Genomic DNA, 23,338 nt, shown 5'->3' with positions numbered 1-23,338 from the left:
GCTGATTCTGTCAAAGCGGGGATTTCTGAATAAGTTTATACAGGAAGATAGTGAATTCGAAATAATTACAAGAATTTGGTGTGTAACTTATGGATAAGCTGCGGAAAATGTGCCAGAAGTTTTACCCATTGATACATCATAAGTGTATAGCTTTCCTGTGCCAGAAAACGCAATTTAGATTGAGTGGCGGTATAACGGGTAGTGGGGGTAGGCGAAACCTGAACATTCAAACCCAGATCGCGCGCCATAAAGTTGGCACGTGCCAGATGATAGGGGTCGCTGACGATGATAAAACTGTCTAAGTCATTATCTTCGGCAATAGCTTGTGCATTAACCAGATTCTGCCAGGTATCACGCGAATGGTTTTCGTAGATAATATCACTGGCATCTACGCCGTGGCGGATTGCATAGCGCCGGCCAACTGCGGCTTCAGTCATAAAACCGCTCTTGGGGCTGCCACCAGTAAATAAAATTTTTTTTACTTTGCCGGTACGGTACAGATTGATAGCATGATTAATGCGTTCGCGAAAAACCGGAGACGGGCGTTTATCCCATGCTGCTGCACCAAGTACGATTGCTGCATCGGCCTCACTAAGTACTTGCGGATGGCTGAATTGGTAGACTGTAGCAACACTAATGGCAAAATTGGTTCCAACAAACAGGCTACCGGCAACGATAACGCTACGCAAACAGTACCAGAAACCAAAATTAGTGCCGGTGTTCATTTACTGTTCAAGTAAAGCTTCAATATTAGTTAACGGGCGCCCTATGGCGGCATGTTCGCCAATTACTGCTATTGGCCGTTCTATCAATATAGGATGTGCTGCCATGGCTGCTATCAGCGTATCTTCATCGGCTTCGCGCAAATTCAGTTGCTTAAAGAGATCATCTTTACTGCGCATCATTTCCCGTGCTGAGTTAATCGCGAGTTTCCGTTTCAGTACGCGAATCTGTGCCTCGGTTAATGGTTCGGTCAGGTAGGGGATAACTTTGGTGTCGACGTTGCGTACCTGAAGTAAGGACAAAGCAGCGCGTGATTTGGAACAATTCGGGTTGTGGTACAGTATGACGGTATTTGTCATGATTATCCCTGAACTTCTAAAGAAATGAAAAATCTAAATTGGAAGTGTGGACGAAACTTTCAATTTTGACAAGTATTATTAATTATTTTAAGGGTTAAGCTGATTTTTGTGATTGATGTAAATGGATTATCTGATTTTAGTTACATAATTCAGTGGATTGCTGCAGGATAGAAGAATAGAAATGAAAGCTAACTGCTTCCCTATTATTTGTGCTGCTAAATTATATATGAAGTATTCTATAATTAATGCTATTAAAATGTAATATTCAGGTAAGGATATGTCTCAGTCAGCCGGGCTTTTAAAAAAAATATTTTTATTTAGTGTGTTGTTTTTAGGTTGTATTCGTTTACAGGCCGCAGAATTGCAAAGCTGGCCTCAGGGTAAGGCTGCAGTTTTACCAAAGGATAAGCCGATACTTGTGGTCAATATCTGGGCAACCTGGTGTACGCCCTGCCGGAAAGAAATGCCCATGTTGTCACGCTGGTATCAGCAGCAACAACGTTCTGGTAAAGGTACGGTTGCTGTGGTAGGGGTGGCTCTGGATACTGATGCTAATTTACAACGTTTTACTCAGCGAGTGCCTGTACGATATCCATTGTATCGTTATACCGGTACAGATAGCCGTGCCTGGATGAAGCAATTAGGCAATGGGATTGGTGGTGTACCATTTACACAGGTACGGGCCCCCAGATGCGGGTTTCAGCAGGCATTGCTGGGCTCGCTTACTGAAGCCAGACTCAATCAGGCAGTTGAAGCAGCCAGAAAACAGTGTGCGCAACGTAAAGTTCACTTATAACTTCTCTTGCCGGTCAAGAATAAAATGCATCCCCCAATTTATTTGCTGATTAAGGTCAGCTTGCTCCAGCAGTAAGGCGGGGTTTCCAGTGTTAGTTTATTCAGATTGGGCTGTTTGGATACAAATCGGTGTGTACGGATGGTAAAAGCTCCTGCTATTGGAAATTGGGCAGATTTGTATCCAAATTTAGCGGTTCCGCCAGAGATTGTTGTGGTGGTGCTGCAATAACAGCGGCGGCAATCCGTTGGATTACAACACATTCAAGCGGAGGAATTACTGGCCATATGATTAGTGCCATGCAGTCTGCTATGGGTGGCTGTTTTACCAATGATATACAGTTGAGATACATCAGTGTGACCAGCTATCGGTGGTGGTGCTGGCGTATACGCAATTCCAAATTATGCAGTAAGAAATGGGCTGTAGCTGAAATTACTGCATAGGTCTGTATATTGTTATTTTAATTTAAAGATAATTATATTGCTTTGGCACGGAAATGCTATTGTGACCACTGTGCGTCAAGCCCAAGTTGATGCTGGCCATCTGATAGCGGTGGAAGCGGATATTCTGGGAGTTGCGTATCGATATCGGCTTGGTATTGCTAGGTAATATGTCGATAGAAGAACCGCACAAGGCAGTAAGCAGGTGTAAAGTACAGTATCAGACTGAGGCTTTAGATAATCTGCGTGCGGATACAATATTGGCTGTGGCAAAAGCCGGTGTAGATTTTTTGGTGCAGGGGGGTATCTGACTCACCGTGCCTGTTATCAGGATATTAGTATGGATTATGTGGATACTCAGATTATTAAGTAAAAGCGAAAGTCATCAAATTTTTTGCAATTGGCTGAAAATATTTGATTTTTGTTAAATATAGATAATATATATCTTTTATTTACTTGTTTAGCACAGATAAAATTGCTAATCGGCTTTGGCTATATCAAATATATATTACTTGATAATGAAAAAATTAAATTTGTTGTATTGCTGTCTTTGCCTGTTGCTGTCGTTTAAAACACATGCCGTGGTTGTAAATGATGTTACTGGGATGACACCAGTACAAGTAGCTGCTGTCGTGCAGCCAGAATCTACCCGACAAGTCGCCGAGCTGGTTAAAAGCACTTCAGGTTCAATCAGCATCGCTGGAGGCAAGTACAGCATGGGCGGACAAACGGCGATGCCGGGTGCGCTCCAGATAGATACGCGCAAGCTAAATCATGTGATTGCTTTTAATCCTGAACAGAAGCTGTTAACCATTGAGGCCGGTGCAAGCTGGCGTCAGGTACAGGAATTAATTGATCCTTATGGATTATCGGTAAAAATCATGCAAAGCTATGCCAATTTCAGCATTGGCGGTTCATTAGGTGTGAATGTGCATGGTCGTTATATTGGTGAAGGGCCTATTATCCTGTCTGTTGAGCAGTTCAAAATTGTACTGGCTGATGGTTCGGTAGTAATAGCCAGTCCGCAAGAAAATCAGGACATATTTTATGGCGCTATTGGTGGTTATGGTGGCTTGGGCGTTATCACGGAAGTAACTTTACGGCTTGCTGATAATGTTAAGGTAAAACGGATTAGTAGAGTGATGCCAATTACACAGTATTCTCAGTACTTCTCTCAACATGTTCGTTCTGATAAGGCCGCAATATTTCACAATGCTATAATGTATCCGCCTGATTTTAAAAAAGTTCGTGTAGTCACTTTTGAACAAACGCAAGAACCACTAACTATTTTTAGTAGGTTAAGACCGCCCTTTAAACGTTCACGCAAGCAGGAACAAAAACTGAAAATTGTGGCTGCATCTGATTTGGGCAAGGAGTTGCGCAAATTACGTGATGATCTGCATTATGTAAAGCAACCGGTGATGTGGCGTAATTATGAGGCCAGTTATGATGTAGCCAGCTTAGAACCTATTGCTGAAAAAAATAAAAGTTTTGCTCTGGAAGAATATTTTATACCAGTAGAGCGGTTTGACGATTTTTATCCTGAGCTAGTTGCTATCCTGAAAAAACATCGGGCTAATGTTGTCAATATTTCTATTAGGCATGCAAATCCCGATAGCGGTTCGCTGCTGGCATGGGCAAGAACTGAGGTATTTGCTTTTGTTATTTATTATCAGCAGGCTACTGATGGACGCAGTAAAGAGCAGGTAGGTATGTGGACTCGAGAGTTAATAGATGCTGTACTGGCAAACGGCGGTAGTTATTTTTTACCTTATCAGTTGCATGCAACTCCTGAACAGTTTCAGCGCGCATATCCACAAGCAGAGCAGTTTTTTAAACTTAAAGCGCGGCTAGACCCTGAAAATAAATTCAATAATATGCTGTTGGAGCGATACCGTCCTAAAACTGTTCAGTAGGGTAAGGCGGAAGTTGCATCTTTTAAGAGAAAAAATAGGTACAAATTAATGATTTATAGTGCAAAATAATGATTGATTCAGGATAAAACTGAAAACCGGTGTAGCACCTTGCCGCTACACCGGTTGAAGAAAAAATCAGGGAAATTAGCCGTAGCGGCGCTGAAATTCCTGCATGAAACTTACCAAAGCTTCTACGCCCTGAATGGGCATAGCGTTATAAATGCTGGCGCGCATGCCACCAATTGATTTATAGCCGTGTAGCGCACATAAACCATGGGCATTAGCTTGTTGAACAAATATTTTGTCCAGTTCTTTTTCCGGGGTATGGAAAATGACATTCATATGCGAACGGGCATGTTGTTGCACATTATTGGTATAGAAGCCATTGCTGTTGTCAATAGCAGAATACAGGGTTTCAGCTTTCATGGTATTGATGGCCTGCATTTGTTCCACTCCACCCTGAGCCTGTAGCCATCGGAATACCAGACCGGAAATATAAATCGGATAGGTAGCGGGCGTGTTATACATCCCCTGACGGCTGATATGGCTCTGATAATTCCATACGTCGGGGATTCGTTCGGAGCAGCGTTCAAGCAAATCTTCGCGAATAATAACGATGGTGGCTCCTGACGGACCGATATTTTTCTGGGCACCGGCATAAATAACGCCAAAATCGGCAACATTAATCGGCCGTGAAAGAATTTCACTCGACATATCACACACAATTGGCGGCATCCCGTCTGGTTTTGGAATATCGCGGTATTGCAGGCCATGTACGGTTTCATTAATGCAATAGTGGACAAAAGCTGAATCCGGGTCAACGTCCCAGCTTGCGGGAGCAGGTACGTCGGTGTAGTTATACAAATCGCCGCCATGTGCTGCCAAGTGTATTTCGGCATTGGAAAGTTTGCCCATTTGGCTATGGGCAATCCGGCTCCAGTTGCCGGAAACGACTGAATCAACCCGTTTAAAGCCATTGGCCAGATTCATGACTACCATATTGAATTGAGCACTGGCTCCACCCTGCATAAACAGTATTTTATAGTTGTCTGGAATATGCAGTAGCTGACGCAAGTCTTGCTCGGCATGATACAGAATACTGATAAATGCATCTGAGCGGTGGCTCATGGTCATGACTGAGCTGCCGATACCGTTATAATCCAGCATTTCAGCTTGTGCTGTTTGTAATACGGCCTCTGGCAGTATTGCAGGACCGGCAGAAAAATTGTATTTGTTCAGTATTGTCATGAATAAATTTATACCTGTTGCTAAGGTGTACGATTGATGGGTTTAGTACACTATCGACTGGCTCTATACCGGTATCCGGATAACCGCTAAACCAGATATTGTTGTAAGTTGCTGGAATTCTAGTTGCTTGACAAATGAAACGCAAATACAAAACCATTTTGCATGTAAAGTGGTAAAAGTATGGTTTTTTCAGCCTGTCAGCACGATGGATATAGTTTTAAACCCTTTTTTTTAGCATTTAAACAGGTAATTTTTCTATAAATTACAGGATTTATCCTGATATTAATCCACTATATCGGATGCGGATTCAGCCTTCACTGCTTTTATCCAGTGGAGTGATATGGGTGGCGCCAAGCTGTTTCAGTTTCTGTACAGCCTCTTCCCAGATTTCTGGCAGAGTGGCGCAGTCTTTACCCCAGGCTTTCAAACCAAATTCGAGCCGGTAGTGATGTATTTGTTCATTAGCTGGTAAATCATCACGGATGGTGGGCAGGCTGAAAGTTTTGATACCCGGCCATTTTTGTTCAATCTGCTCCATCAGTGGCGCAATTCGCGATTCAGGTATGCCGTCAACTAATGCGGCTTTAGTGGCCAGTTTGTATTGGAAAAAGCTCTGCCGGTAATATTGGTCTAATACCCATTGAGCCATTGGGTGTGCCATTTTGGGGAAGCCGGGTAAAAAATAATGTTCTTGGATTGAGAAGCCGGCGATGTTGTTAAACGGATTCGGAATCAGTGCCGCTCCCTGAGGAAAATCCGCCATTTTTGCCCGTCGTAAATGAGCAGGGCTGCCTAATGTGTCACCATGTTTGACTGAAATGGCTTCAATCGCTTTCAGGGCTTCGGGATGAGGTGTTAATGGCAGGTTTAAAGCATTGGCACAGGCCTGACGTGTATGGTCGTCTGGTGTGGCCCCTATGCCTCCGGTGACAAAAACAGGTATTTTTTCTTTAAATGACTGCTTTAACTGCCGGCTGATTATTGCCCGATCATCGGGTAAATATTGCGCCCAGGCCATATATAGCCCGTGCTGCTGAAGTAACTGTCTGAAAAAAATAAAATGGCCATCCTGACGCGAACCATTCAAAATTTCATCGCCGATAATAGTAATACCGATTTGCATGCTGATTTTCCTGAATTTGTTGCCGCTGTTGCATAATAGCCAATCTTGCAGTGATATAAAACATGATAGTTGTTTTATACGTAGATTTATTTTAATGTGCAGGTGTTGTGTCGTTTAAGCAAGGATATACTTATGACTATCAAAAAAATGGTGGTAACTGCCCTGATTGCCGGCAGTCTTACTGCCTGTGCACATACATCTGACCATAAAGTTAATATGCGTGCTGCTAGTGTGCAGCAGTTAGGCGCTTATGAATGGCAGCTAGTAGAAGCTACTGATCGACATGGCCGGCCATTGGCTAATTTCAAGACGAATTCAGCCTTGAAACTGAGTTTTGCTGGCCAGCGGCTAAATGTTTCCGGCGGGTGTAATTCTATTGGTTCTGCTTACCAGCTAAGCGGACAGGATATGCAAATTCAGGCACCAATGAGTACCATGATGGCCTGTGCACCTGATGTGATGGCACAGGATGCAGCGATTATTGCTTTTATGAATGGGCAGAAACTGCATGCCGGATTGCTTAACACTGAAAATGCCCAGAATGCTCAGCCGCAGTTATGGATTGAAAATCGACGAGGTGAACATCTGCTCTGGCGTGGTGTGCCTACAGCCACTGCCCAGTATGGCCAGCCTACGGTAGTGTTCTGGGAAATAAGTCCGCAGACACAAACCTGTCAGACGGATAATGGCGCAGCTCAATGCCTGAAAGTTCGTGAAGTTTTCTATAATGATCAGGGTGTGAAGGTTAAAACTGGTGTATGGCGTAATTTTGCCGGCACGATTGATGGCTGGCAGTTTAATCCGGCAGAAAATCAGGTATTACGCTTGAATGTCTATGAGGTAAAACCGGCCGGTGCGGCGGATGATGCTACTGCCAGCCAGTATGTTTATAAATTGGATCAGATAATTGAACGCTCTGTAGTGAATTCATCTAAATCTAGGCATAAATAAAATTTACCTGATAAATAGTTAAATAAAAAGGCAATGATTTTTTCATTGCCTTTTTATTTGATCTGCTGTTTTCTGGATAAATGTCATTCTGAGATTCTGGGAATTTATTGATGCAGATACACATCTGGTTGGCCATCAGCATTATTCAGTATCAACGTTTGTTTGCTCTTGCGATGGTTAAATTTGCCACTTCGAGTAACAGATTTGGTCAGACCATCTCTGCTAATCTGATTCTGATAAGTAAAATTTTGATTCGGATCGAGGCTGAAAGCTGAAGTTTCACTGTATTGATGACATTCTGGCTGTTTACAGTTTTTAAACAGCTTAACCTGATTATCATCCTGAAAAAACGATGCAGATAATTTGTCGATTTCTCTTTCAATCTGCTGTTGCTGGTTGTACATCTGAATGATGATTCTTTCAGCATCATCAAGCCCATCATTATCAGCAATATTTCGATGGCTGGCCGCCAGTGCTGAATTGGCCAGTGTTAGAGTGGTTGATATTAGCAGGAGTGATTTCAGCATTTCCATATGTCTGCTCTTTGTTTTTTCTGTCAAGAACTTAATTACTTGCTTGAGATTACAAAGTTAAATATTGAATCTTTTCGTAATTTTTCAACTATTAATATAACTTGATAGGTAAATGTAAGGTTAGTAAAGTAAATATACTACTGAAAACTATACGGTTTTCAGTAGTATAAAATGCATGAACGCGGGTTTAATAAGGATCACAGTTTGCTGCGGAAGAATCTTCGCACAATAACATGCCATGTAAACTGTCATAGACAACCGCTCTGGTCGCACCACTATTTGCTGCTGTTGGTGTAGCCACCAGACGATAGCTATCAGGCTCATAGGTGCCTGCAAAAGTAAAATATGTTGCGCTTTTATCTTGTTCGAGCGTATCCGTATAACCACTGAAGGTTTTATTTTTAGCGTAATAGCGTTCCAGCTTATTGACATTCCGCACTATATCAGCACGGGCATTTTGTTCGCGAGCTTTAATCACATAGTTATTGTAGGATGGATAGGCAATTACAGCTAATATGGCAATAATGGTGACAGTAATCATCAAGTCAATGAGTGTAAAGCCCTGATTGTGACGTTGCATGACGTTCTCTTTCTATTATAAATATTAGTTTTAATGTTTTTGGCTTACTTGCTTTCGACAATAGTATTGTCTGGCTGGATCAGCACATATGGCCTTACCACAACAGCCCACATTGGCTGGTTACAATCAAAATACTGCTGTGCCATGATATCGCTGACTTTACCAATTTTACCTTCATGTATCAAAAGTGCAATGGTTGTGCTGTCGTCTGCGGCTATCATGTGTGCAATATTGACTAAGTCCAGTTCTGGTGCAACATAAATACAGCTGCCACGGGCAAAATGAGGTTGGAGTTCATGCCAGTTAATACGTGCAGTTTCCAGATTGATTTTCTGTTCTAATGGTAGTTCATCGCTGGGGATAAAATTGTTTGGCTTCATGTTTGTTTACATTATGGGTAGTAAAAGCATTCCGTTATCGACGCCTGTAACGAAATGCCTATTCAGGGCTGATTCGGGTAATTATTGTACGGGTACTGATGCGGTTTTGTCGCCGTGTATGCCCCAGGATTCAGGATATTTGTAACCGGCAAAACGTTTGAACGCATACTGTTTAAATGCAGCTGAGTTGTATGCGGCTGTTATGTCTTTTACCCACTGTCTGTCTTTGTCGGCAGCACGAATTGCAGCCCAGTTAACATAGGTATAGCCGGGTTCAAGGAACAGGGCTGATGTAAATTTCAGGCCTGAGCTGGTGGCAAAATTGCCATTTATCACTGCAAAATCCACATCGTGACGGGAGCGTGGTAATTGGGCGGCTTCCAGTGGTACCAGTTTGATGTTTTTGTTATTGCTGGCAATATCAGCCAGTGAGGCTTTAAGGGGGTTAATGTTGGCTTTTAGGGTAATCCAGCCTAGCTTGTCCAGTATAACCAGTGCACGTGCCAGATTGGAGGGGTCATTGGGTACGGAGACGCTGGAACCACTTTTTACTGCACTCAATTCATCCAGCTTACCGGTATATATGCCCAGAGGGCCGGTAGGAACCTGAAAAGCCGGTATGATTGCCAGATGGCGCGACTGGGCAAAATCATCCAGATATGGTTTGTGCTGAAAAATGTTGATGTCAATAGATTTATCTGCCAGCGCCAGATTGGGACGAACATAATCGGTAAATTCCAATAGTTGTACCTTATAGCCCTGTTTTTCCAGTTCGGGCTTCACCTGGTCACGCACCATATCGGCAAAGTCGCCTACGGTAGTACCGATAATAATTTCTTTTTTTACCTGTTCCGATGAAGCAGCAGATTGCGTGGTTTTTTCACCACTACAGGCAACCAGAGTGAGGATGCACAGACTTACAAGCAAGGTTTTCAGGTATATCTTCACTAAAATTTCTTTCATTTAATCGTTTGTAATTAGAGTTGGTGTTTGTGGCATTAGTATTCAGGTATCTGTATTAGCGTAATTTCAGATATAGGCATAAACACAGATAAATTGTGCCAGACTGCCCAGCATTACAAATAAGTGCCAGATGCCATGTCCATGGCGGATTTTTTCATCATTGATAAACCAGTAAATGCCGATACTGTATGCCAGACCGCCGCTAGTCAGCCAGAATAAACCCGGTGAAGACATGCGCTGTGTCAGCGGATAGATGGCAATAATAATCAGCCAGCCCATCAACAGATAAAGAATCAGTGACAGGATGCGGGTTTCGCTTTTGCGGCCAATAGTCACTTCCTGAATGATACCAAATATTGCCAGTGCCCACGATACACCGAGTAATGACCAACCCCAGCCACCGTTTAATGTTGTGAGGGTAAAAGGGGTATAGCTACCGGCAATGAGCAGGTAAATGGCACAGTGGTCAAATTTTTGTAACACTGCCTTGGCGCGGTGTGAAGGAACAGAATGATACAGGGTTGATATACCATATAGAAGTATCAGGCTGGCACCATAAATAACTGAACTTACAATGCGGTAAGTATCTCCATAATGTGCAGATTTGATTAGGAGAAATCCTGTACCTACAATGGCAAGGATAAAGCCGATAAGATGAGAATATGCGTTAAAGCGTTCGCCACGATACATTTTGAGAGATGGAATTAATAAATGAAAAGGCTATCGTTTCACCGCCAGCCAGAAGGTGCAAGTGTTTTTTGATTTTATTATTCATCAGGAGGTTATTCAGGAACGTGATGATGGCTGTTCAACTGCTGGCAAGCACAGTAAAATAGACAATTTTGCAGACTATCAGAAATTTCCCGTCATGCTGACTTTCCAAGAAATTATTTTTACTTTACAGAATTACTGGGCTCGCCATGGCTGTGTGGTGTTGCAGCCTCTGGATATGGAGGTGGGCGCGGGCACCAGCCATCCGGCCACTTGTCTGCGCGCTCTGGGTCCTGAACCTTGGTTTGCAGCTTATGTGCAACCATCCCGCCGCCCTAAGGATGGCCGCTATGGTGAAAATCCGAATCGCCTGCAACATTATTACCAGTTTCAGGTGGCGTTAAAGCCGGCACCGGATAATATTCAGGAGTTATATCTGGCCTCTTTGCAGGAGCTGGGTATTGATCCGCGTCAGCATGACATCCGCTTTGTTGAGGACGATTGGGAAAATCCTACCCTGGGTGCCTGGGGATTGGGCTGGGAGGTATGGCTCAATGGCATGGAGGTGACACAGTTTACCTATTTTCAGCAGGTAGGCGGTATGGACTGCTCACCGGTTCTGGGTGAAATTACTTATGGCATTGAACGGCTGGCCATGTATTTGCAAGGCGTTGAAAATGTCTACGATCTGGTTTGGGCTAAAACTCAGGACGGGCAGATTGTGACTTATGGCGATGTATACCATCAGAATGAAGTAGAGCAGTCTACTTATAATTTTGAGTTCAGTAATGCAGAATGGTTACTGGCGCAGTTTAACCATTATGAAGCGGAAGCCAAACGCCTGCTGGCCGTAGAGGATGTCAGTCTGGCGCTGCCAGCCTATGAGCTGGTACTCAAGGCCGGGCATACATTTAATCTGCTGGATGCACGTGGTGCCATTTCTGTGACTGAACGCGCCACTTATATTGGCCGTGTACGTACTTTAAGCCGTGCAGTTGCGCATAAATATGTGGAAAGCCGCGAAAAACTTGGTTTCCCGTTACTGAAAAAAAATACTAACGGCCAGACAGCCTGAACCGAATGAAAGTAATACTTGCATGAATGCTCCTTTATTAATTGAACTGCGTACCGAAGAATTACCACCAAAAGCTCTGAATAATCTGGGCGAAAGTCTGGCTGCTGGTGTTGTTGAAGGACTGGAGAAAGCACAACTCATCAGTGGTGTGGCTGATTATCAGGTATTTGCTGCACCCAGACGTTTAGGTGTTCTGGTACAGAATGTTAAACCAGTGCAGGCAGACCAGCGCATGGTGAAAAAAGGCCCGAGTGTGGCTGCTGGCATGAAAGATGGTGAACCTACCAAAGCCTTGCTGGGATTTGCCCGCAGTAATCAGGTAGAAATTAACCAGCTCAGCCAGATTGATGATGGCAAACAGATGGTGTTTGCTTATGAGTATACTCAGGCTGGCCAGCCATTAAGTGCATTGTTAAGTGATATTCTGAATCTGGCCATTAAGAAACTGCCTATTCCCAAGGTAATGCACTGGGGTAGCAGTACTTATACCTTTGTCCGGCCAGTGCATGGGCTGGTTATGCTGCACGGTACTGAAACCGTTGCCGGCAGTGTGCTGGGATTAAGCAGTCAGAACTGGACATTAGGTCACCGTTTCCTGAGTGAGGGTCGGATTACATTTAACCATGCAGCAGATTATGCGCAACAATTACTGGAACAAGGTAAGGTTGTGGCCAGCTTTGCTGAGCGTCGTGCCCGCATTGAACAGGGTTTAAGTGAGGCTGAGAAAGCAATGCATGCGCAGGTGGCCTATGCTGAAGGTTTGCTGGATGAAGTAACGGCACTGGTTGAGTGGCCGGTAGTATTGCAGGCAGGTTTTGATGAGCGCTTTTTACAGGTACCACAGGAATGCCTGATTTTAACCATGCAGCAGAATCAGAAATATTTCCCGCTGTTAAACAGTGAAGGCAAACTGATTAACCGCTTTTTGCTGGTATCCAATTTACAGACTGAAAATCCGGTTCATATTATTCATGGCAATGAACGTGTGCTGCGTGCACGTCTGGCTGATGCTGAGTTCTTTTACCTTCAGGATCAGAAAACCTCTCTGGCCAGCCGTCTATCCCGTCTGCAAAATGTCGTTTACCACAATAAACTGGGCAGTCAGGCAGAAAGAGTGCAGCGCATTACCCAGCTGGCGACAGCAATTGCACCGCTGTTAGGTGCTGATGTTAATAAGGCAGCTCGAGCAGCCGAGCTGGCTAAGGCGGATTTACTTACTGATATGGTTGGTGAATTTCCTGAATTGCAGGGTACGATGGGTAAATACTATGCACTGCATGATGGTGAAGATACCGATGTGGCTGTGGCAATTGAGCAACATTACTGGCCGCGTTTTGCTAATGATGCATTACCGGATAATTTACTCGGTACAGTAGTGGCTCTGGCTGACAAGCTGGAAACTTTGCTGGGTATCTGGGGTATTGGGCTGATTCCAACAGGAGACAAAGACCCGTACGCATTGCGCCGCAGTGCGCTGGGTATTCTGCGGATGCTGATGCAGCATAATCTGGCGCTAACACCGCTATTACAGGCTGCATTTGATACTTTTCCTGCTGGCAAACTGGCTGCTAATACAGTGAGCGAGGTAGCCGAATTCATGCAGGCACGTCTGGCCATTCTGTTACAGAATACTTATGCGCAGGATGTGGTAGCTGCCGTGCTGGCTGGTAATGTGGAGAATCTGGGTGAGTTGGAAGCGAGGCTGGCTGCTGTAACTCAGTTTAAACAGCTGGATGAGGCTACTGCATTAATAGCCGCGAACAAGCGTGTGCACAATTTGCTGAAAAAAGTCGATATTTCTGCTTTACCTGCTATGACAACTACACTTTTACAGCAACAGGATGAGCAGAACCTGTATCAGGCAACTGAACAGGTAGCCGTAAAAATTCAGGCAGCCCTGAAGCAACAGAATTTTGTTCAGGCACTGGCGGAGTTGACTGGTATCAAAGAAAAGGTGGATACATTCTTTACTAATGTGATGGTAATGGATGAAAATGAAGCGATCAGAAATAATCGCTTGGCTTTGTTACTGTTTTTGTCACACCAGATGAATGCAGTGGCCGACATTGCTTTGCTGAATGAGTAATATCTGTTTGTACAGTCCGTTCTTATAGTGGATGAGAGTCAAATCATGATATTTGATAATGTAGTGTTTCATACAGAAGAAGATTATCCGCCAGCGCTGGCTATGGCCAATGCTGCTACGCATATGGGCTATTACTGGTCATGGATTGTCCGCCGTGGATTATATAACCCGCAATGGGATGAGGCGGCAGAAGAAGACATGGCTGCGCTAAAGGCACAAGTGATGAGCGGAGCTGAATTTGTTCTGAATAATATGGCTGGTTGTCTGGAAGACAGTGATTTCAATGATGAAGGACGCCGTTTTTCGCTTTATTACTATGAGGATGATGAGGAAGGCTATGGCCGTTTTATGGAAGACTACGTGCAAACTCTGAATACGCCAGCTTTGGAAAGTTTTTATCATGTAGAAATAAATGATAAAAATCAGGTTTTGCTTGACGGAGTATTTGATAGTGCCCTGATTCAGTGGCGTCAAAGTTTGAAGCCAAACCAGTAAGGATCATTATGGCATTGAGTGGAAAAGGCAAATTAATTATTCTTGATCGTGATGGTGTGCTGAATGCAATGCGGCCGCAGCCAATTAGCGACCCTGACCAATGGCTTCCTTTACCCGGCAGTATGGATGCTGTTGCCTTTTTAACTCAAAGTGGGTACACCGTAGTAGTGGCCGAGAATATGTCTGGAATCGGACGCGATCAGGTGAGTATGCAGGAGCTTAATGAAGTACATGGCAAAATGCATACCCATATTCAGAAAGCCGGTGGCCGCCTGAGCGGAGTCTGGTTTTGCCCGCATACCAATAATGCCAAATGTAACTGCCGCAAGCCTCAACCGGGTTTGTTGTTGGACATTCTCGACCGTTTGCATATGAAGGCTGAAAATACCTGGCTGGTAGGGGATGGCATTCGCGATATGCAGGCAATCGCAGCAATTGGCGGACATCCGGTGCTTGTGTTAACAGGAAAAGGCAAAGAAACGCTGAAAATGGAGACTTTGCCAGATGATACACAGGTGTATGACGATTTGCTGGATTTTGCCAAATTTTGTCGCACACAGGCTGAAAAGGCAGCCGAGGAATAATATAACATGTTGTTGTTACGTAATTTGATTTACTGGTTTTGTTTATGTGTATTTTCGCTGGTATGGCTGGTGGTAGTTATTATTTCCATGCTTATTCCCAAAGGTATTACATGGACAACTACCGCATGGGCAAAAGTGCTGTTCTGGATGCTGGAGCACGTTATTGGCTTGAAATATGAAGTAATTGGCCGGGAGAATATTCCGCATGAGCCGAGTATTGTATGCTGTAAACATCAATCCGGCTGGGAAACCCTGGCCATGCTTTGCTTTTTTCCTGATTTGGCCTTTGTTGCCAAACGTGAGCTTTTCCGCATCCCGATATTTGGCTGGGCACTGAAATGGCGCGGCACAATAGGTATTGACCGCAATAATCCCAAAGCTGCGAATGCTCAGATTATCAGTCAGGGTAAAATATGCCGTCAAAAAGGGATGTGGATTTGTATTTTTCCGGAAGGTACACGGATTAAACCCGGATACCGCGGGCATTATAAAAAAGGGGCAGCGCGTATGGCTCAGATGCTGCATATGAATCTGGTGCCAGTGGCCTTAAATAGCGGCGAATTCTGGCCTAAAGATTCTTTTTTTAAATATCCGGGTAAAGTAACTGTGGTGATTGGCGCACCGATTCATTATAAAGACGCACACACGCCAGAAGAATTAATCAAACTGTGTGAACAATGGATAGAAGATCAGCAGATTAAGATTCAGGGTGTTGGCCCGTTCGCACCGCAAAACCCGCAAACGCCTACTCCAATATTGCAGCATTAACGGCTTGTCTGATTGCCAGCCATCATCATCTACGCATCAAAGCAGCTAGGCTGGGCATTGATACTGTGATGCCAGCAGTAAAATCATTACGTTTACCTTTGAAGCATCACCGTATCAATCCAGCTACGATTGTGGCTATTATGCAAAGTGGTAAAAACTACTGTTTTATTGTTGCAGACAAACTCAGGGTTAATATTGCCATTCTTTCAGGTGATTATGAATTTATTGGTAATGACGGTCAAATGTTAAATTGCTTTTTTCGGCTGATTCTGGTTTGATGTGGTTGTACACAAAACAGAATAAATGGGTTTGTGTATTGGTATGTAAAAATAGTAGTCTATAACGAAGTTATTTTTTACAGGGTTGTGACAGATTAGTTGTTATGTCGATATTTATTCATACAACTGCGGATGGCTGTGCCATCAGACTGAAGCTGCGACGTACTGCGCGGAAAAATATTATTGTACGTACAGCTTCGCACGGTTTGCTTGATATTAATGTACCATCATTTGTATCGATGAAGTCTTTGTACCAATGGTTAAGTGCTCATGAGCCTTCTATTAAGAAGTTATGGCAACAGGCTGTACAAATCTCAACGACTTTACCCGCATATATCTGGTTTCGTGGCCAGACTTATTCTTATACGCTGGTGGCTGTGCTTACGCGTGTGCAATGGCATGCACAGCAGGGATTTTTGTTGCCACTGGCGGCTGCACAATTACCACATGCGGCTTTGGGTACATGGCTAAAACAGTCTGCTCAAACCGAATTATTATCGCGCTTGCAATACTGGGCACAGATAATGCAATTGCAACCGGTAGCAATGGCTTTAAGTCAGGCGCGTACTTTTTGGGGGGTGTGCCGCAGACGTACTGGTATCCGCTTAAACTGGCGCTTGATTGGTGCACCTGCTTTTGTGGTGGATTATGTCTGCATTCATGAGCTGTGCCATTTGCGTCATGCCAATCATGGTAAGGCATTCTGGGCGATGGTGGCCGAATATACAGCCGATACAGTTAATGCGCGTTTATGGCTAAAACAGCATGGTACTGAGCTGTTTGCACTGGATAAGGTGAGCTGAAATCTACTTGTGGCTAATACCTGTTACGCTGCCAGTCTGCTTAGATAATACTAATTAGCGGTAATACGGCCTGGGCTGTATTACCGCTAATTTTATGGTGAAATTTATAGAAAGTTTAAAGTTTTATTATCAGTCTGATTTAGCCATATCAACAGCAAGCTGCTTCATGATGTTTTTAATTATCTGTACGCGTTGCATAACATCTTCAATCGCAATATTCACCCTGAGTTTGTCTGCACCAACGAGACGGTAGTTTTTGTCACTTTGCATAATAGCCACAATCGTTGCCGGATTGATACGGTGATGCTTGCCAAAGGTAAACGTAATGGTTTCACTGCTGGCATCAATAGTATCGACGCCTAGACAGGCTGCCTCAATGCGCAGATGATGGCTGGCAATCAGAGTAGATACAGCTGGTTCGGGCAGACCGAAACGGTCGATGAGTTCTTCATGTATCTGGTCTATCTCAGCTTCGGTTTCACAGCTGGCCAGACGTTTATAAAGCACCAGACGGGCATGAATATCGGGGCAATAACTTTCTGGCAGTAAAGCAGGGCTATGCAGTTTGATATCACTGATGATGCCTAATGGCGCATCTAGATCAGGTTCGCGGCCTTTTTTCAGGTTACGTACAGCCTGTTTTAGCATTTCAGTATATAGAGTGAAGCCTACCTGGATCATCTCACCTGACTGTCCCTCGCCCAGAATTTCACCTGCACCACGGATTTCCAGATCCTGCATAGCCAGAGTAAAGCCTGCACCCAAATCATCGGCTATTTCAATGGCTTCCAGACGTTTCTGCGCATCTTTGGTCATCGCTTCCGGTACCAGTAAATAAGCATAGGCCTGATGATGGGAGCGGCCCACGCGGCCGCGTAGCTGGTGTAGCTGAGCAAGGCCGAATTTATCTGCCCGTTCAATGATAATGGTATTGGCATTGGGAATATCAATTCCAGTTTCGATAATGGTTGAGCACAGTAAAATGTTATAACGTTGCTGGAGAAAATCGCGCATCACCTGTTCAAGCTCACGTTCACGTAATTGACCGTGAGCAATACCAATGCGTGCTTCGGGTAGTAAGGTACTCAGTCTTTCATAGGTGTTAGCTATGGTATCCACTTCATTATGCAGAAAAAAAACCTGACCGCCACGTTTCAGCTCACGCATTACAGCTTCGCGTATCAAACCATCACTTGAAGGACGGACAAAAGTTTTTACCGCCAGACGGCGGTTAGGCGCTGTGGTAATAAGTGAAAAATCACGCAAACCTTCCAGTGCCATGCTTAAGGTACGTGGGATAGGTGTGGCGGTGAGAGTAAGCACGTCGACATTAGCGCGTAAACGCTTCAACTGTTCTTTCTGACGTACTCCGAAACGATGTTCTTCATCTATGATAACCAGTCCCAGATTTTTAAAATGTACATCTGGTTGTACCAGTTTGTGTGTACCAATTACGATGTCTACTGTGCCATCAGCCAAACCGGCCAGCGTAGTCTGTGTCTGTTTGCTAGTATTAAAACGGGATAGTTGTGCCACTTTAACGGGAAAATCAGCGAAGCGATCAGCAAAATTCTGTGCATGTTGCTCTACTAGTAGTGTAGTTGGTGCGAGAACCACTACCTGTTTACCAGCCATGGCGGCAACAAAGGCTGCGCGTAAGGCTACTTCGGTTTTACCAAAGCCTACATCGCCGCAAATAAGCCGGTCCATAGGTTTTTCAGCGCATAAATCCTTAATGGTGGCGGCAATTGCAGCCGCTTGATCTTCGGTTTCTTCATAGCCAAAGCCATTGGCGAAGGCCTGATAATCCATCTCATTCAAACTAAAACGGTGTCCTTGTTGAGCTTCTCGCTGGGCATACAGATTTAATAGTTCTGCGGCAGTATCGCGGGCTTTTTCAGCCGCTTTATGGCGTGCTTTATCCCAGGCACCATGGCCGAGTTTGTGCAGGCTGACATTTTCATGAGCACTGCCTGCATAACGTGAAATCAACTGTAGTTGGCTAACAGGTACGTATAACTGTGAACCCTCCGCATACTCCAGTAGCATCATTTCACTAGCGCCTTCGCCTAAATCCAGTGTAACTAGTCCTTGATAGCGACCGATACCATGTTGTTCGTGAACGACTGGGTCGCCAATTTTGATTTCAGCTAAATCGCGTAGCATGCCGTCGGAAACAGCACTGTGTTTGCGCCGAGTACGGCGACCGCGCACAATATATTGATATAAATCAGCTTCAGTAATGATGGCCAGTTGTTGTTCTGGCAACAGGCAGCCATAACTTAATGGCGCAATTGTCAGGCACAGGCTGGTGGTGCTGTTGAGAAAATCCTGCCAGCCGTTTACGACATTAGGTTGTAAATTATACTCACGCATAAAATTCAACATAGTTTCACGTCGTCCGAGGCTTTCAGCGCAAATCAGCACTCGGTAAGAATGTTGTTGCAGGAAATTTTTCAATGCATGCAGTGGATCATCTGCCTGACGGTCAACAGCAACACGGGGCAGGGTATAAATATTGTCTTCACTTAATTGAGGTACCAGACGTGCGTAAGATTTAATGCGTGCGCCAAATTGATCCTCACTCAAATACAAGTAACTGGGCGCTAGAGGCGGATAGGCTGGATCGCCCTGTGCTAAGGCATAACGCTGTTTGACGTCTTGCCAGATACGGGCGGCTTCATTATGTATATCACCCAGACAAACCAGAATGGCGTCTGCATTGATGTAGTCAAAAATGCTGACACATTCTTCTTCAAAGAATAAAGGCAGGTAGTATTCAACACCTGCCCCGAAATGGCCTTCGGATACCGCGGTATAAACAGTGGCCTTGCGGGCATCGCTGCTGATTTCTTCACGAAAGCGGCTGCGAAAGATTTTTTGTGCATCGCTGTCGGTAGGAAATTCATGAGCAGGTAGCAGGCGGATTTCATTTACACTGGTTAATGTGCGCTGGCTGTCAGCATCGAAGGTTTTAATGGTATCAATTTCGTTATCGAATAAATCCAGTCGAAACGGTATATCGCTACCCATAGGAAAAATATCCAAAATACCGCCACGAGTAGCAAATTCACCTGTTGCCACAACATGCGTAACATGATTGTAACCAGCTTCAATCAGGCTATGCTTAAGAGCATCTACGTCCAATTGCTGACCAGCTTTCAGCCAGAAAGTGCGACCCAGCAGAAATGAAGGCGGCGCAATTTTTTGCATTGCTGTGGCCAGAGGCAGGAGTAAAACATCAACCAGCCCATTTTTTAATTGCCATAAGGTACTGAGGCGCTCGGATACCAGTTCCTGATGAGGGGAAAAATGTTCATAGGGTAAGGTTTCCCAGTCGGGAAAAAATACTATCCGTGCTGACGGGTCGAAAAACTGCCAGGCTGACTGAATGCGAATGGCCTGCTCAGCATCGGCAGTCAGAATGATTTTCAGTTTTTTTTCCGGTAAATGTTCGCTGAGCAGCAATGGCAAGCTACCAGCGTTTAAATCTGGCCAGAATACAGTCTGACTGACTTTAGGCAATGCAAAATGGGCAACAGCGGGCATAATTTCAGTTTTACAGGTAATAATTAATTTGATTGTCAATACTTATGGGCAAGCTATGATAAGACAAGCCTGTACTGACAGGCAATTACATCCAGATGGGTGTGAACAGGTACAGGAAAGCGGATAAATGGCTACAGTACTCGTTCAGATACCATAGCCACAATTTTTTTGCGAGAACACAGACGGCATCAATATAATGAATACAGATACATGACAGCAATGGTTATCAGCATGGCGAATGCGCAGCCAATTTTGGCTACTACGCCAAGGACCAAGCCGATAACCGTAGCAAATCCCACTTTACCAGCGGCCACCAGATTACGTCTGGCTACAAATTCGCCAGCGGCTGCACCCAGCAAGGGGCCAAGTATCATGCCGGGCAGAGCAAAAAACATGCCTATAATGGCACCAATAAACGATCCCCAAATAGCTTTTCTGCTCGCGCCGCTGTGTTTGGCTCCCAGCATGCCGGCCATATAATCCATGGCACAGCCCAGTATGGTTAAAATACCCAGACTAATCAATGTTCCTGCACCCATTATCTGATAGTCGCTACTTAATGCCAGTAACCATACGCCGCCGAACATTAAGGGCAATCCGGGTAAGGCCGGCATGAATGTGCCCAACAAGCCTATAAACAGTAAAACAATAGCCAGTATTACCAATACTGCGGTCATGGCAAATTAGTCCTCACAAAATAAATAACGAATATTGAAATGGGGGATGCTGTTTTTACAAACAAGAGTAAATTCTGTTGTGAAAATAAAAAATGTGTAATCAGAAAGTTAACAATTAGTAATTTTAACAGTTTGAAATGGTATTTGTATATTAGCGTTGAATTCTAAAGTCCAAAAAATTGGCTGAAATAATTAATGATACATGGAGCTATATTATTCTGCTCATGCTGTATTGTTTGGCAAATGCACACTTTATAGGGTGATTTATTTTAAAGACAAAAGCTCTGTTTATCTGCATATTTACACTAATCTAAAAACAGGCAGCCGGTAAAAGCTGCCTGTTTTTAGATAAATAACCAGAATTAATCCAGTTTTTTAAAGTGTTTGCGCCGTTCCTGCTCGCTTAGGTAACGTTTACGCAGGCGAATGGTTTGCGGGGTGATTTCTACCAGTTCATCATCATCAATGAACTCGACCGCAGCTTCCAAAGACATCAGTACCGGTGGCGTCAGGCGTACTGCTTCGTCTGTACCAGAGGCACGGACATTGGTTAGTTTTTTGCCTTTCAGCGGGTTAACTACCAGATCGTTGTCACGGCTGTGAATGCCAATAATCATGCCTTCGTAGATTTTTTCGCCCGGATTGATGAACATGCGGCCACGGTCTTCCAGATTCCATAAGGCATAGGCCACGGCGTCACCCTGTTCCTGCGATACCAGTACACCATTGCGGCGGCCGGGTATTTCAGCTTTTACCGGTGCATAATTGTCAAATACGTGGCTCATCAGGCCTTGGCCGCGGGTCATGGTCATAAATTCACCCTGAAAACCAATCAGGCCACGCGCAGGAATGCGGTATTCCAGACGGGTGCGTCCTTTGCCATCACTTTCCATATTGGTTAGTTCACCACGACGGCGACCCAATTCTTCCATTACCGCGCCCTGAGTGTTGTCTTCCACATCTACGGTAAGATTTTCGTATGGCTCGCATTTTACGCCGTCAATTTCGCGGAAAACCACACGAGGCTTACCAACCGCCAGCTCATAGCCCTCGCGACGCATATTTTCAATTAGAATGGTCAGGTGCAGTTCACCACGTCCAGAAACGCGGAAAACATCTGCATCAGCGGTGTCTTCAACCTTCAAAGCCACGTTGGTAAGTAATTCTTTTTGCAAACGCTCGCGAATCTGGCGGCTGGTGACAAATTTGCCTTCGGTGCCAGCCAGTGGGCTGGTGTTAACCATGAAATCCATGGTCAGTGTAGGCTCGTCCACGCTGAGCATGGGTAAACCCTGAGGCTGTTCACGGTCGGCAATGGTGACACCGATACCAATATCTTCCAAACCCGAAATGGTAACAATATCGCCCGCTTCAGCTTCCTGCAGGGGAATGCGTTCCAGACCTTTGAAGCCAAGTAACTGGTTAATCCGTCCCTGACCAATCTGCTGATCTTCATTCATGATGGCCACTACTTGACCGGGTTTAATGCGCCCGTTCAGAATACGGCCAATACCCAAGCGGCCAGTGTAGTTATCATAATCAAGCTGAGAAATCTGCAATTGCAGTGGTTTATCCGCATCACCTGATGGTTCGGGAGTGTATTTCAGTATGGTATCAAACAGCGGGCGCATGTCGCTGGATTCGTCTTCTTCATTCAATTTGGCAAAGCCGGACAGACCGGAAGCGTATACAATGGGGAAGTCGAGCTGTTCGTCAGTAGCGCCCAGTTTGTCAAACAATTCAAAAGTCTGATCGATAACCCAGCTTGGACGGGCACTTGGTTTATCAATTTTGTTGATAACCACGATAGGTTTTAGCCCCAGTGCCAATGCTTTTTTGGTCACAAAGCGAGTTTGCGGCATCGGGCCTTCCTGTGCGTCTACCAGCAGTAACACGCAGTCCACCATGCCCAGTACACGTTCTACTTCACCACCGAAGTCAGCGTGTCCCGGGGTATCAACGATATTGATGTGAAAGCCTTCGTATTCGATGGCGGTATTTTTAGCCAGAATGGTAATGCCACGCTCTTTTTCCAGATCGTTGCTATCCATCACCCGTTCGTCTACCTGCTGATTGGCGCGGAAAGTACCGGACTGGCGCAATAACTGGTCTACCAGTGTGGTTTTGCCGTGGTCGACGTGTGCGATAATGGCAATATTACGAATTTTTTTACTCATGGGAGTGTGTAACCTAGTTGTATTTGCTATTTGGATGGTAAATTAACCTTGAATTATAACATTTACTCTGGTTTTCGTGGAATATTTAGCAAAATCAGACTGTCTACCCGTGTTAAAGTGGCTAAT

Annotated in this window: 23 protein-coding genes; 11 read left to right on the top strand and 12 right to left on the bottom strand. The window is 44.6% G+C overall.

Annotated features, from left to right (window positions below):
• Positions 1–65 precede the first annotated feature (65 nt).
• Positions 66–725, bottom strand: a complete 660-nt coding sequence (locus BGI33_RS05425; RefSeq protein WP_100090280.1) for a YdcF family protein — start codon at positions 723–725, stop codon at positions 66–68.
• A complete protein-coding gene (gene arsC, locus BGI33_RS05420; protein ID WP_100090279.1) occupies positions 726–1,082 on the bottom strand; it encodes an arsenate reductase (glutaredoxin) in 357 nt (118 codons plus the stop codon).
• Positions 1,083–1,359: 277 nt separating this feature from the next.
• Between arsC and BGI33_RS05415 the strand changes: the two genes are divergently transcribed.
• The 3 genes from BGI33_RS05415 to BGI33_RS05410 all read left to right on the top strand — a co-directional run bounded on the left by BGI33_RS05415 (position 1,360) and on the right by BGI33_RS05410 (position 4,231).
• On the top strand, positions 1,360–1,878 hold the full coding sequence (locus tag BGI33_RS05415) for a TlpA disulfide reductase family protein (protein ID WP_100090278.1): 519 nt from the start codon (positions 1,360–1,362) through the stop codon (positions 1,876–1,878).
• Positions 1,879–2,449: 571 nt separating this feature from the next.
• The gene (locus tag BGI33_RS13055) at positions 2,450–2,626 is read left to right on the top strand and encodes a hypothetical protein (RefSeq protein WP_180297018.1); all 177 of its coding nucleotides are present in this window, start codon (positions 2,450–2,452) and stop codon (positions 2,624–2,626) included.
• A 294-nt stretch (positions 2,627–2,920) separates the two neighbouring features.
• Positions 2,921–4,231, top strand: coding sequence for an FAD-binding protein (locus BGI33_RS05410; protein WP_218965140.1), 1,311 nt, complete (start codon positions 2,921–2,923; stop codon positions 4,229–4,231).
• Positions 4,232–4,375: 144 nt separating this feature from the next.
• On the opposite strand, the gene serC is transcribed toward BGI33_RS05410, so the two are convergent.
• The gene (gene serC, locus BGI33_RS05405) at positions 4,376–5,479 is read right to left on the bottom strand and encodes a 3-phosphoserine/phosphohydroxythreonine transaminase (RefSeq protein ID WP_100090276.1); all 1,104 of its coding nucleotides are present in this window, start codon (positions 5,477–5,479) and stop codon (positions 4,376–4,378) included.
• 307 nt (positions 5,480–5,786) lie between these two features.
• A complete protein-coding gene (locus BGI33_RS05400; RefSeq protein ID WP_100090275.1) occupies positions 5,787–6,602 on the bottom strand; it encodes a competence/damage-inducible protein A in 816 nt (271 codons plus the stop codon).
• Positions 6,603–6,734: 132 nt separating this feature from the next.
• On the opposite strand from BGI33_RS05400, the gene BGI33_RS05395 reads away from it, so the two are divergent.
• A complete protein-coding gene (locus BGI33_RS05395) occupies positions 6,735–7,553 on the top strand; it encodes an META and DUF4377 domain-containing protein (RefSeq protein WP_100090274.1) in 819 nt (272 codons plus the stop codon).
• A 104-nt stretch (positions 7,554–7,657) separates the two neighbouring features.
• Here BGI33_RS05395 and BGI33_RS05390 read toward each other — a convergent pair whose 3' ends face one another.
• From BGI33_RS05390 to trhA, 5 genes are all read right to left on the bottom strand, one after another.
• On the bottom strand, positions 7,658–8,086 hold the full coding sequence (locus BGI33_RS05390) for a hypothetical protein (RefSeq protein WP_100090273.1): 429 nt from the start codon (positions 8,084–8,086) through the stop codon (positions 7,658–7,660).
• A gap of 187 nt (positions 8,087–8,273) precedes the next feature.
• Positions 8,274–8,666: a type IV pilin protein gene (locus tag BGI33_RS05385; protein ID WP_100090320.1), complete on the bottom strand. Its 393-nt coding sequence runs from the start codon at positions 8,664–8,666 to the stop codon at positions 8,274–8,276.
• Between the two features lie 44 nt (positions 8,667–8,710).
• A complete protein-coding gene (locus tag BGI33_RS05380; RefSeq protein ID WP_100090272.1) occupies positions 8,711–9,046 on the bottom strand; it encodes a DUF2288 domain-containing protein in 336 nt (111 codons plus the stop codon).
• 81 nt (positions 9,047–9,127) lie between these two features.
• The gene (locus BGI33_RS05375; protein ID WP_373885235.1) at positions 9,128–10,000 is read right to left on the bottom strand and encodes a MetQ/NlpA family ABC transporter substrate-binding protein; all 873 of its coding nucleotides are present in this window, start codon (positions 9,998–10,000) and stop codon (positions 9,128–9,130) included.
• Positions 10,001–10,075: 75 nt separating this feature from the next.
• Positions 10,076–10,699 (bottom strand): PAQR family membrane homeostasis protein TrhA, encoded by a 624-nt coding sequence (gene trhA / locus BGI33_RS05370; RefSeq protein ID WP_100090270.1) that lies wholly within the window; start codon positions 10,697–10,699, stop codon positions 10,076–10,078.
• A gap of 178 nt (positions 10,700–10,877) precedes the next feature.
• Between trhA and glyQ the strand changes: the two genes are divergently transcribed.
• From glyQ to BGI33_RS05335, 7 genes are all read left to right on the top strand, one after another.
• Entirely contained in the window at positions 10,878–11,795 is a 918-nt protein-coding gene (glyQ, locus tag BGI33_RS05365) for a glycine--tRNA ligase subunit alpha (RefSeq protein ID WP_100090319.1), read from the top strand.
• Between the two features lie 22 nt (positions 11,796–11,817).
• Positions 11,818–13,881, top strand: coding sequence for a glycine--tRNA ligase subunit beta (gene glyS, locus BGI33_RS05360; protein WP_100090269.1), 2,064 nt, complete (start codon positions 11,818–11,820; stop codon positions 13,879–13,881).
• A 45-nt stretch (positions 13,882–13,926) separates the two neighbouring features.
• Entirely contained in the window at positions 13,927–14,376 is a 450-nt protein-coding gene (locus tag BGI33_RS05355; RefSeq protein WP_257378970.1) for a DUF7832 domain-containing protein, read from the top strand.
• Positions 14,377–14,384: 8 nt separating this feature from the next.
• On the top strand, positions 14,385–14,960 hold the full coding sequence (gene gmhB / locus BGI33_RS05350; RefSeq protein WP_100090268.1) for a D-glycero-beta-D-manno-heptose 1,7-bisphosphate 7-phosphatase: 576 nt from the start codon (positions 14,385–14,387) through the stop codon (positions 14,958–14,960).
• Between the two features lie 6 nt (positions 14,961–14,966).
• Positions 14,967–15,728 carry a lysophospholipid acyltransferase family protein gene (locus BGI33_RS05345; protein WP_100090267.1) on the top strand — a complete coding sequence of 254 codons (762 nt, stop codon included), beginning with the start codon at positions 14,967–14,969 and terminating at the stop codon, positions 15,726–15,728.
• A 68-nt stretch (positions 15,729–15,796) separates the two neighbouring features.
• A complete protein-coding gene (locus tag BGI33_RS05340; protein ID WP_100090266.1) occupies positions 15,797–16,006 on the top strand; it encodes a hypothetical protein in 210 nt (69 codons plus the stop codon).
• Between the two features lie 104 nt (positions 16,007–16,110).
• Positions 16,111–16,809 (top strand): M48 family metallopeptidase, encoded by a 699-nt coding sequence (locus BGI33_RS05335; protein WP_100090265.1) that lies wholly within the window; start codon positions 16,111–16,113, stop codon positions 16,807–16,809.
• Positions 16,810–16,938: 129 nt separating this feature from the next.
• On the opposite strand, the gene mfd is transcribed toward BGI33_RS05335, so the two are convergent.
• The 3 genes from mfd to typA all read right to left on the bottom strand — a co-directional run bounded on the left by mfd (position 16,939) and on the right by typA (position 23,212).
• Complete coding sequence (mfd, locus tag BGI33_RS05330) at positions 16,939–20,358, bottom strand: transcription-repair coupling factor (protein WP_100090317.1); 3,420 nt, start codon at positions 20,356–20,358, stop codon at positions 16,939–16,941.
• Positions 20,359–20,546: 188 nt separating this feature from the next.
• Positions 20,547–21,035 (bottom strand): DUF456 domain-containing protein, encoded by a 489-nt coding sequence (locus BGI33_RS05325; RefSeq protein WP_100090264.1) that lies wholly within the window; start codon positions 21,033–21,035, stop codon positions 20,547–20,549.
• A gap of 362 nt (positions 21,036–21,397) precedes the next feature.
• A complete protein-coding gene (gene typA / locus BGI33_RS05320) occupies positions 21,398–23,212 on the bottom strand; it encodes a translational GTPase TypA (RefSeq protein WP_100090263.1) in 1,815 nt (604 codons plus the stop codon).
• Positions 23,213–23,338: the final 126 nt, after the last annotated feature.

The organism is Snodgrassella alvi (genome assembly GCF_002777425.1).
Taxonomy (GTDB): Bacteria; Pseudomonadota; Gammaproteobacteria; order Burkholderiales; family Neisseriaceae; genus Snodgrassella; species Snodgrassella alvi_B.
This window is presented reverse-complemented; position numbering and strand designations above follow the sequence as displayed.

Excerpts from the sequence above, each read along its gene's own strand:
- BGI33_RS05325 (WP_100090264.1), bottom strand. The coding sequence starts at position 21,035 with ATGACCGCAGTATTGGTAATACTGGCTATTGTTTTACTGTTTATAGGC.
- BGI33_RS05410 (WP_218965140.1), top strand. The coding sequence starts at position 2,921 with ATGACACCAGTACAAGTAGCTGCTGTCGTGCAGCCAGAATCTACCCGA.
- BGI33_RS05340 (WP_100090266.1), top strand. The coding sequence starts at position 15,797 with ATGCCAGCAGTAAAATCATTACGTTTACCTTTGAAGCATCACCGTATC.
- serC (WP_100090276.1), bottom strand. The coding sequence starts at position 5,479 with ATGACAATACTGAACAAATACAATTTTTCTGCCGGTCCTGCAATACTG.
- glyQ (WP_100090319.1), top strand. The coding sequence starts at position 10,878 with ATGCTGACTTTCCAAGAAATTATTTTTACTTTACAGAATTACTGGGCT.
- BGI33_RS05400 (WP_100090275.1), bottom strand. The coding sequence starts at position 6,602 with ATGCAAATCGGTATTACTATTATCGGCGATGAAATTTTGAATGGTTCG.
- BGI33_RS05335 (WP_100090265.1), top strand. The coding sequence starts at position 16,111 with ATGTCGATATTTATTCATACAACTGCGGATGGCTGTGCCATCAGACTG.
- glyS (WP_100090269.1), top strand. The coding sequence starts at position 11,818 with ATGAATGCTCCTTTATTAATTGAACTGCGTACCGAAGAATTACCACCA.
- arsC (WP_100090279.1), bottom strand. The coding sequence starts at position 1,082 with ATGACAAATACCGTCATACTGTACCACAACCCGAATTGTTCCAAATCA.
- BGI33_RS05390 (WP_100090273.1), bottom strand. The coding sequence starts at position 8,086 with ATGGAAATGCTGAAATCACTCCTGCTAATATCAACCACTCTAACACTG.
- BGI33_RS05345 (WP_100090267.1), top strand. The coding sequence starts at position 14,967 with ATGTTGTTGTTACGTAATTTGATTTACTGGTTTTGTTTATGTGTATTT.
- typA (WP_100090263.1), bottom strand. The coding sequence starts at position 23,212 with ATGAGTAAAAAAATTCGTAATATTGCCATTATCGCACACGTCGACCAC.
- trhA (WP_100090270.1), bottom strand. The coding sequence starts at position 10,699 with ATGTATCGTGGCGAACGCTTTAACGCATATTCTCATCTTATCGGCTTT.
- gmhB (WP_100090268.1), top strand. The coding sequence starts at position 14,385 with ATGGCATTGAGTGGAAAAGGCAAATTAATTATTCTTGATCGTGATGGT.
- mfd (WP_100090317.1), bottom strand. The coding sequence starts at position 20,358 with ATGCCCGCTGTTGCCCATTTTGCATTGCCTAAAGTCAGTCAGACTGTA.
- BGI33_RS05385 (WP_100090320.1), bottom strand. The coding sequence starts at position 8,666 with ATGCAACGTCACAATCAGGGCTTTACACTCATTGACTTGATGATTACT.
- BGI33_RS05395 (WP_100090274.1), top strand. The coding sequence starts at position 6,735 with ATGACTATCAAAAAAATGGTGGTAACTGCCCTGATTGCCGGCAGTCTT.
- BGI33_RS05380 (WP_100090272.1), bottom strand. The coding sequence starts at position 9,046 with ATGAAGCCAAACAATTTTATCCCCAGCGATGAACTACCATTAGAACAG.
- BGI33_RS05355 (WP_257378970.1), top strand. The coding sequence starts at position 13,927 with ATGATATTTGATAATGTAGTGTTTCATACAGAAGAAGATTATCCGCCA.
- BGI33_RS05415 (WP_100090278.1), top strand. The coding sequence starts at position 1,360 with ATGTCTCAGTCAGCCGGGCTTTTAAAAAAAATATTTTTATTTAGTGTG.
- BGI33_RS05425 (WP_100090280.1), bottom strand. The coding sequence starts at position 725 with ATGAACACCGGCACTAATTTTGGTTTCTGGTACTGTTTGCGTAGCGTT.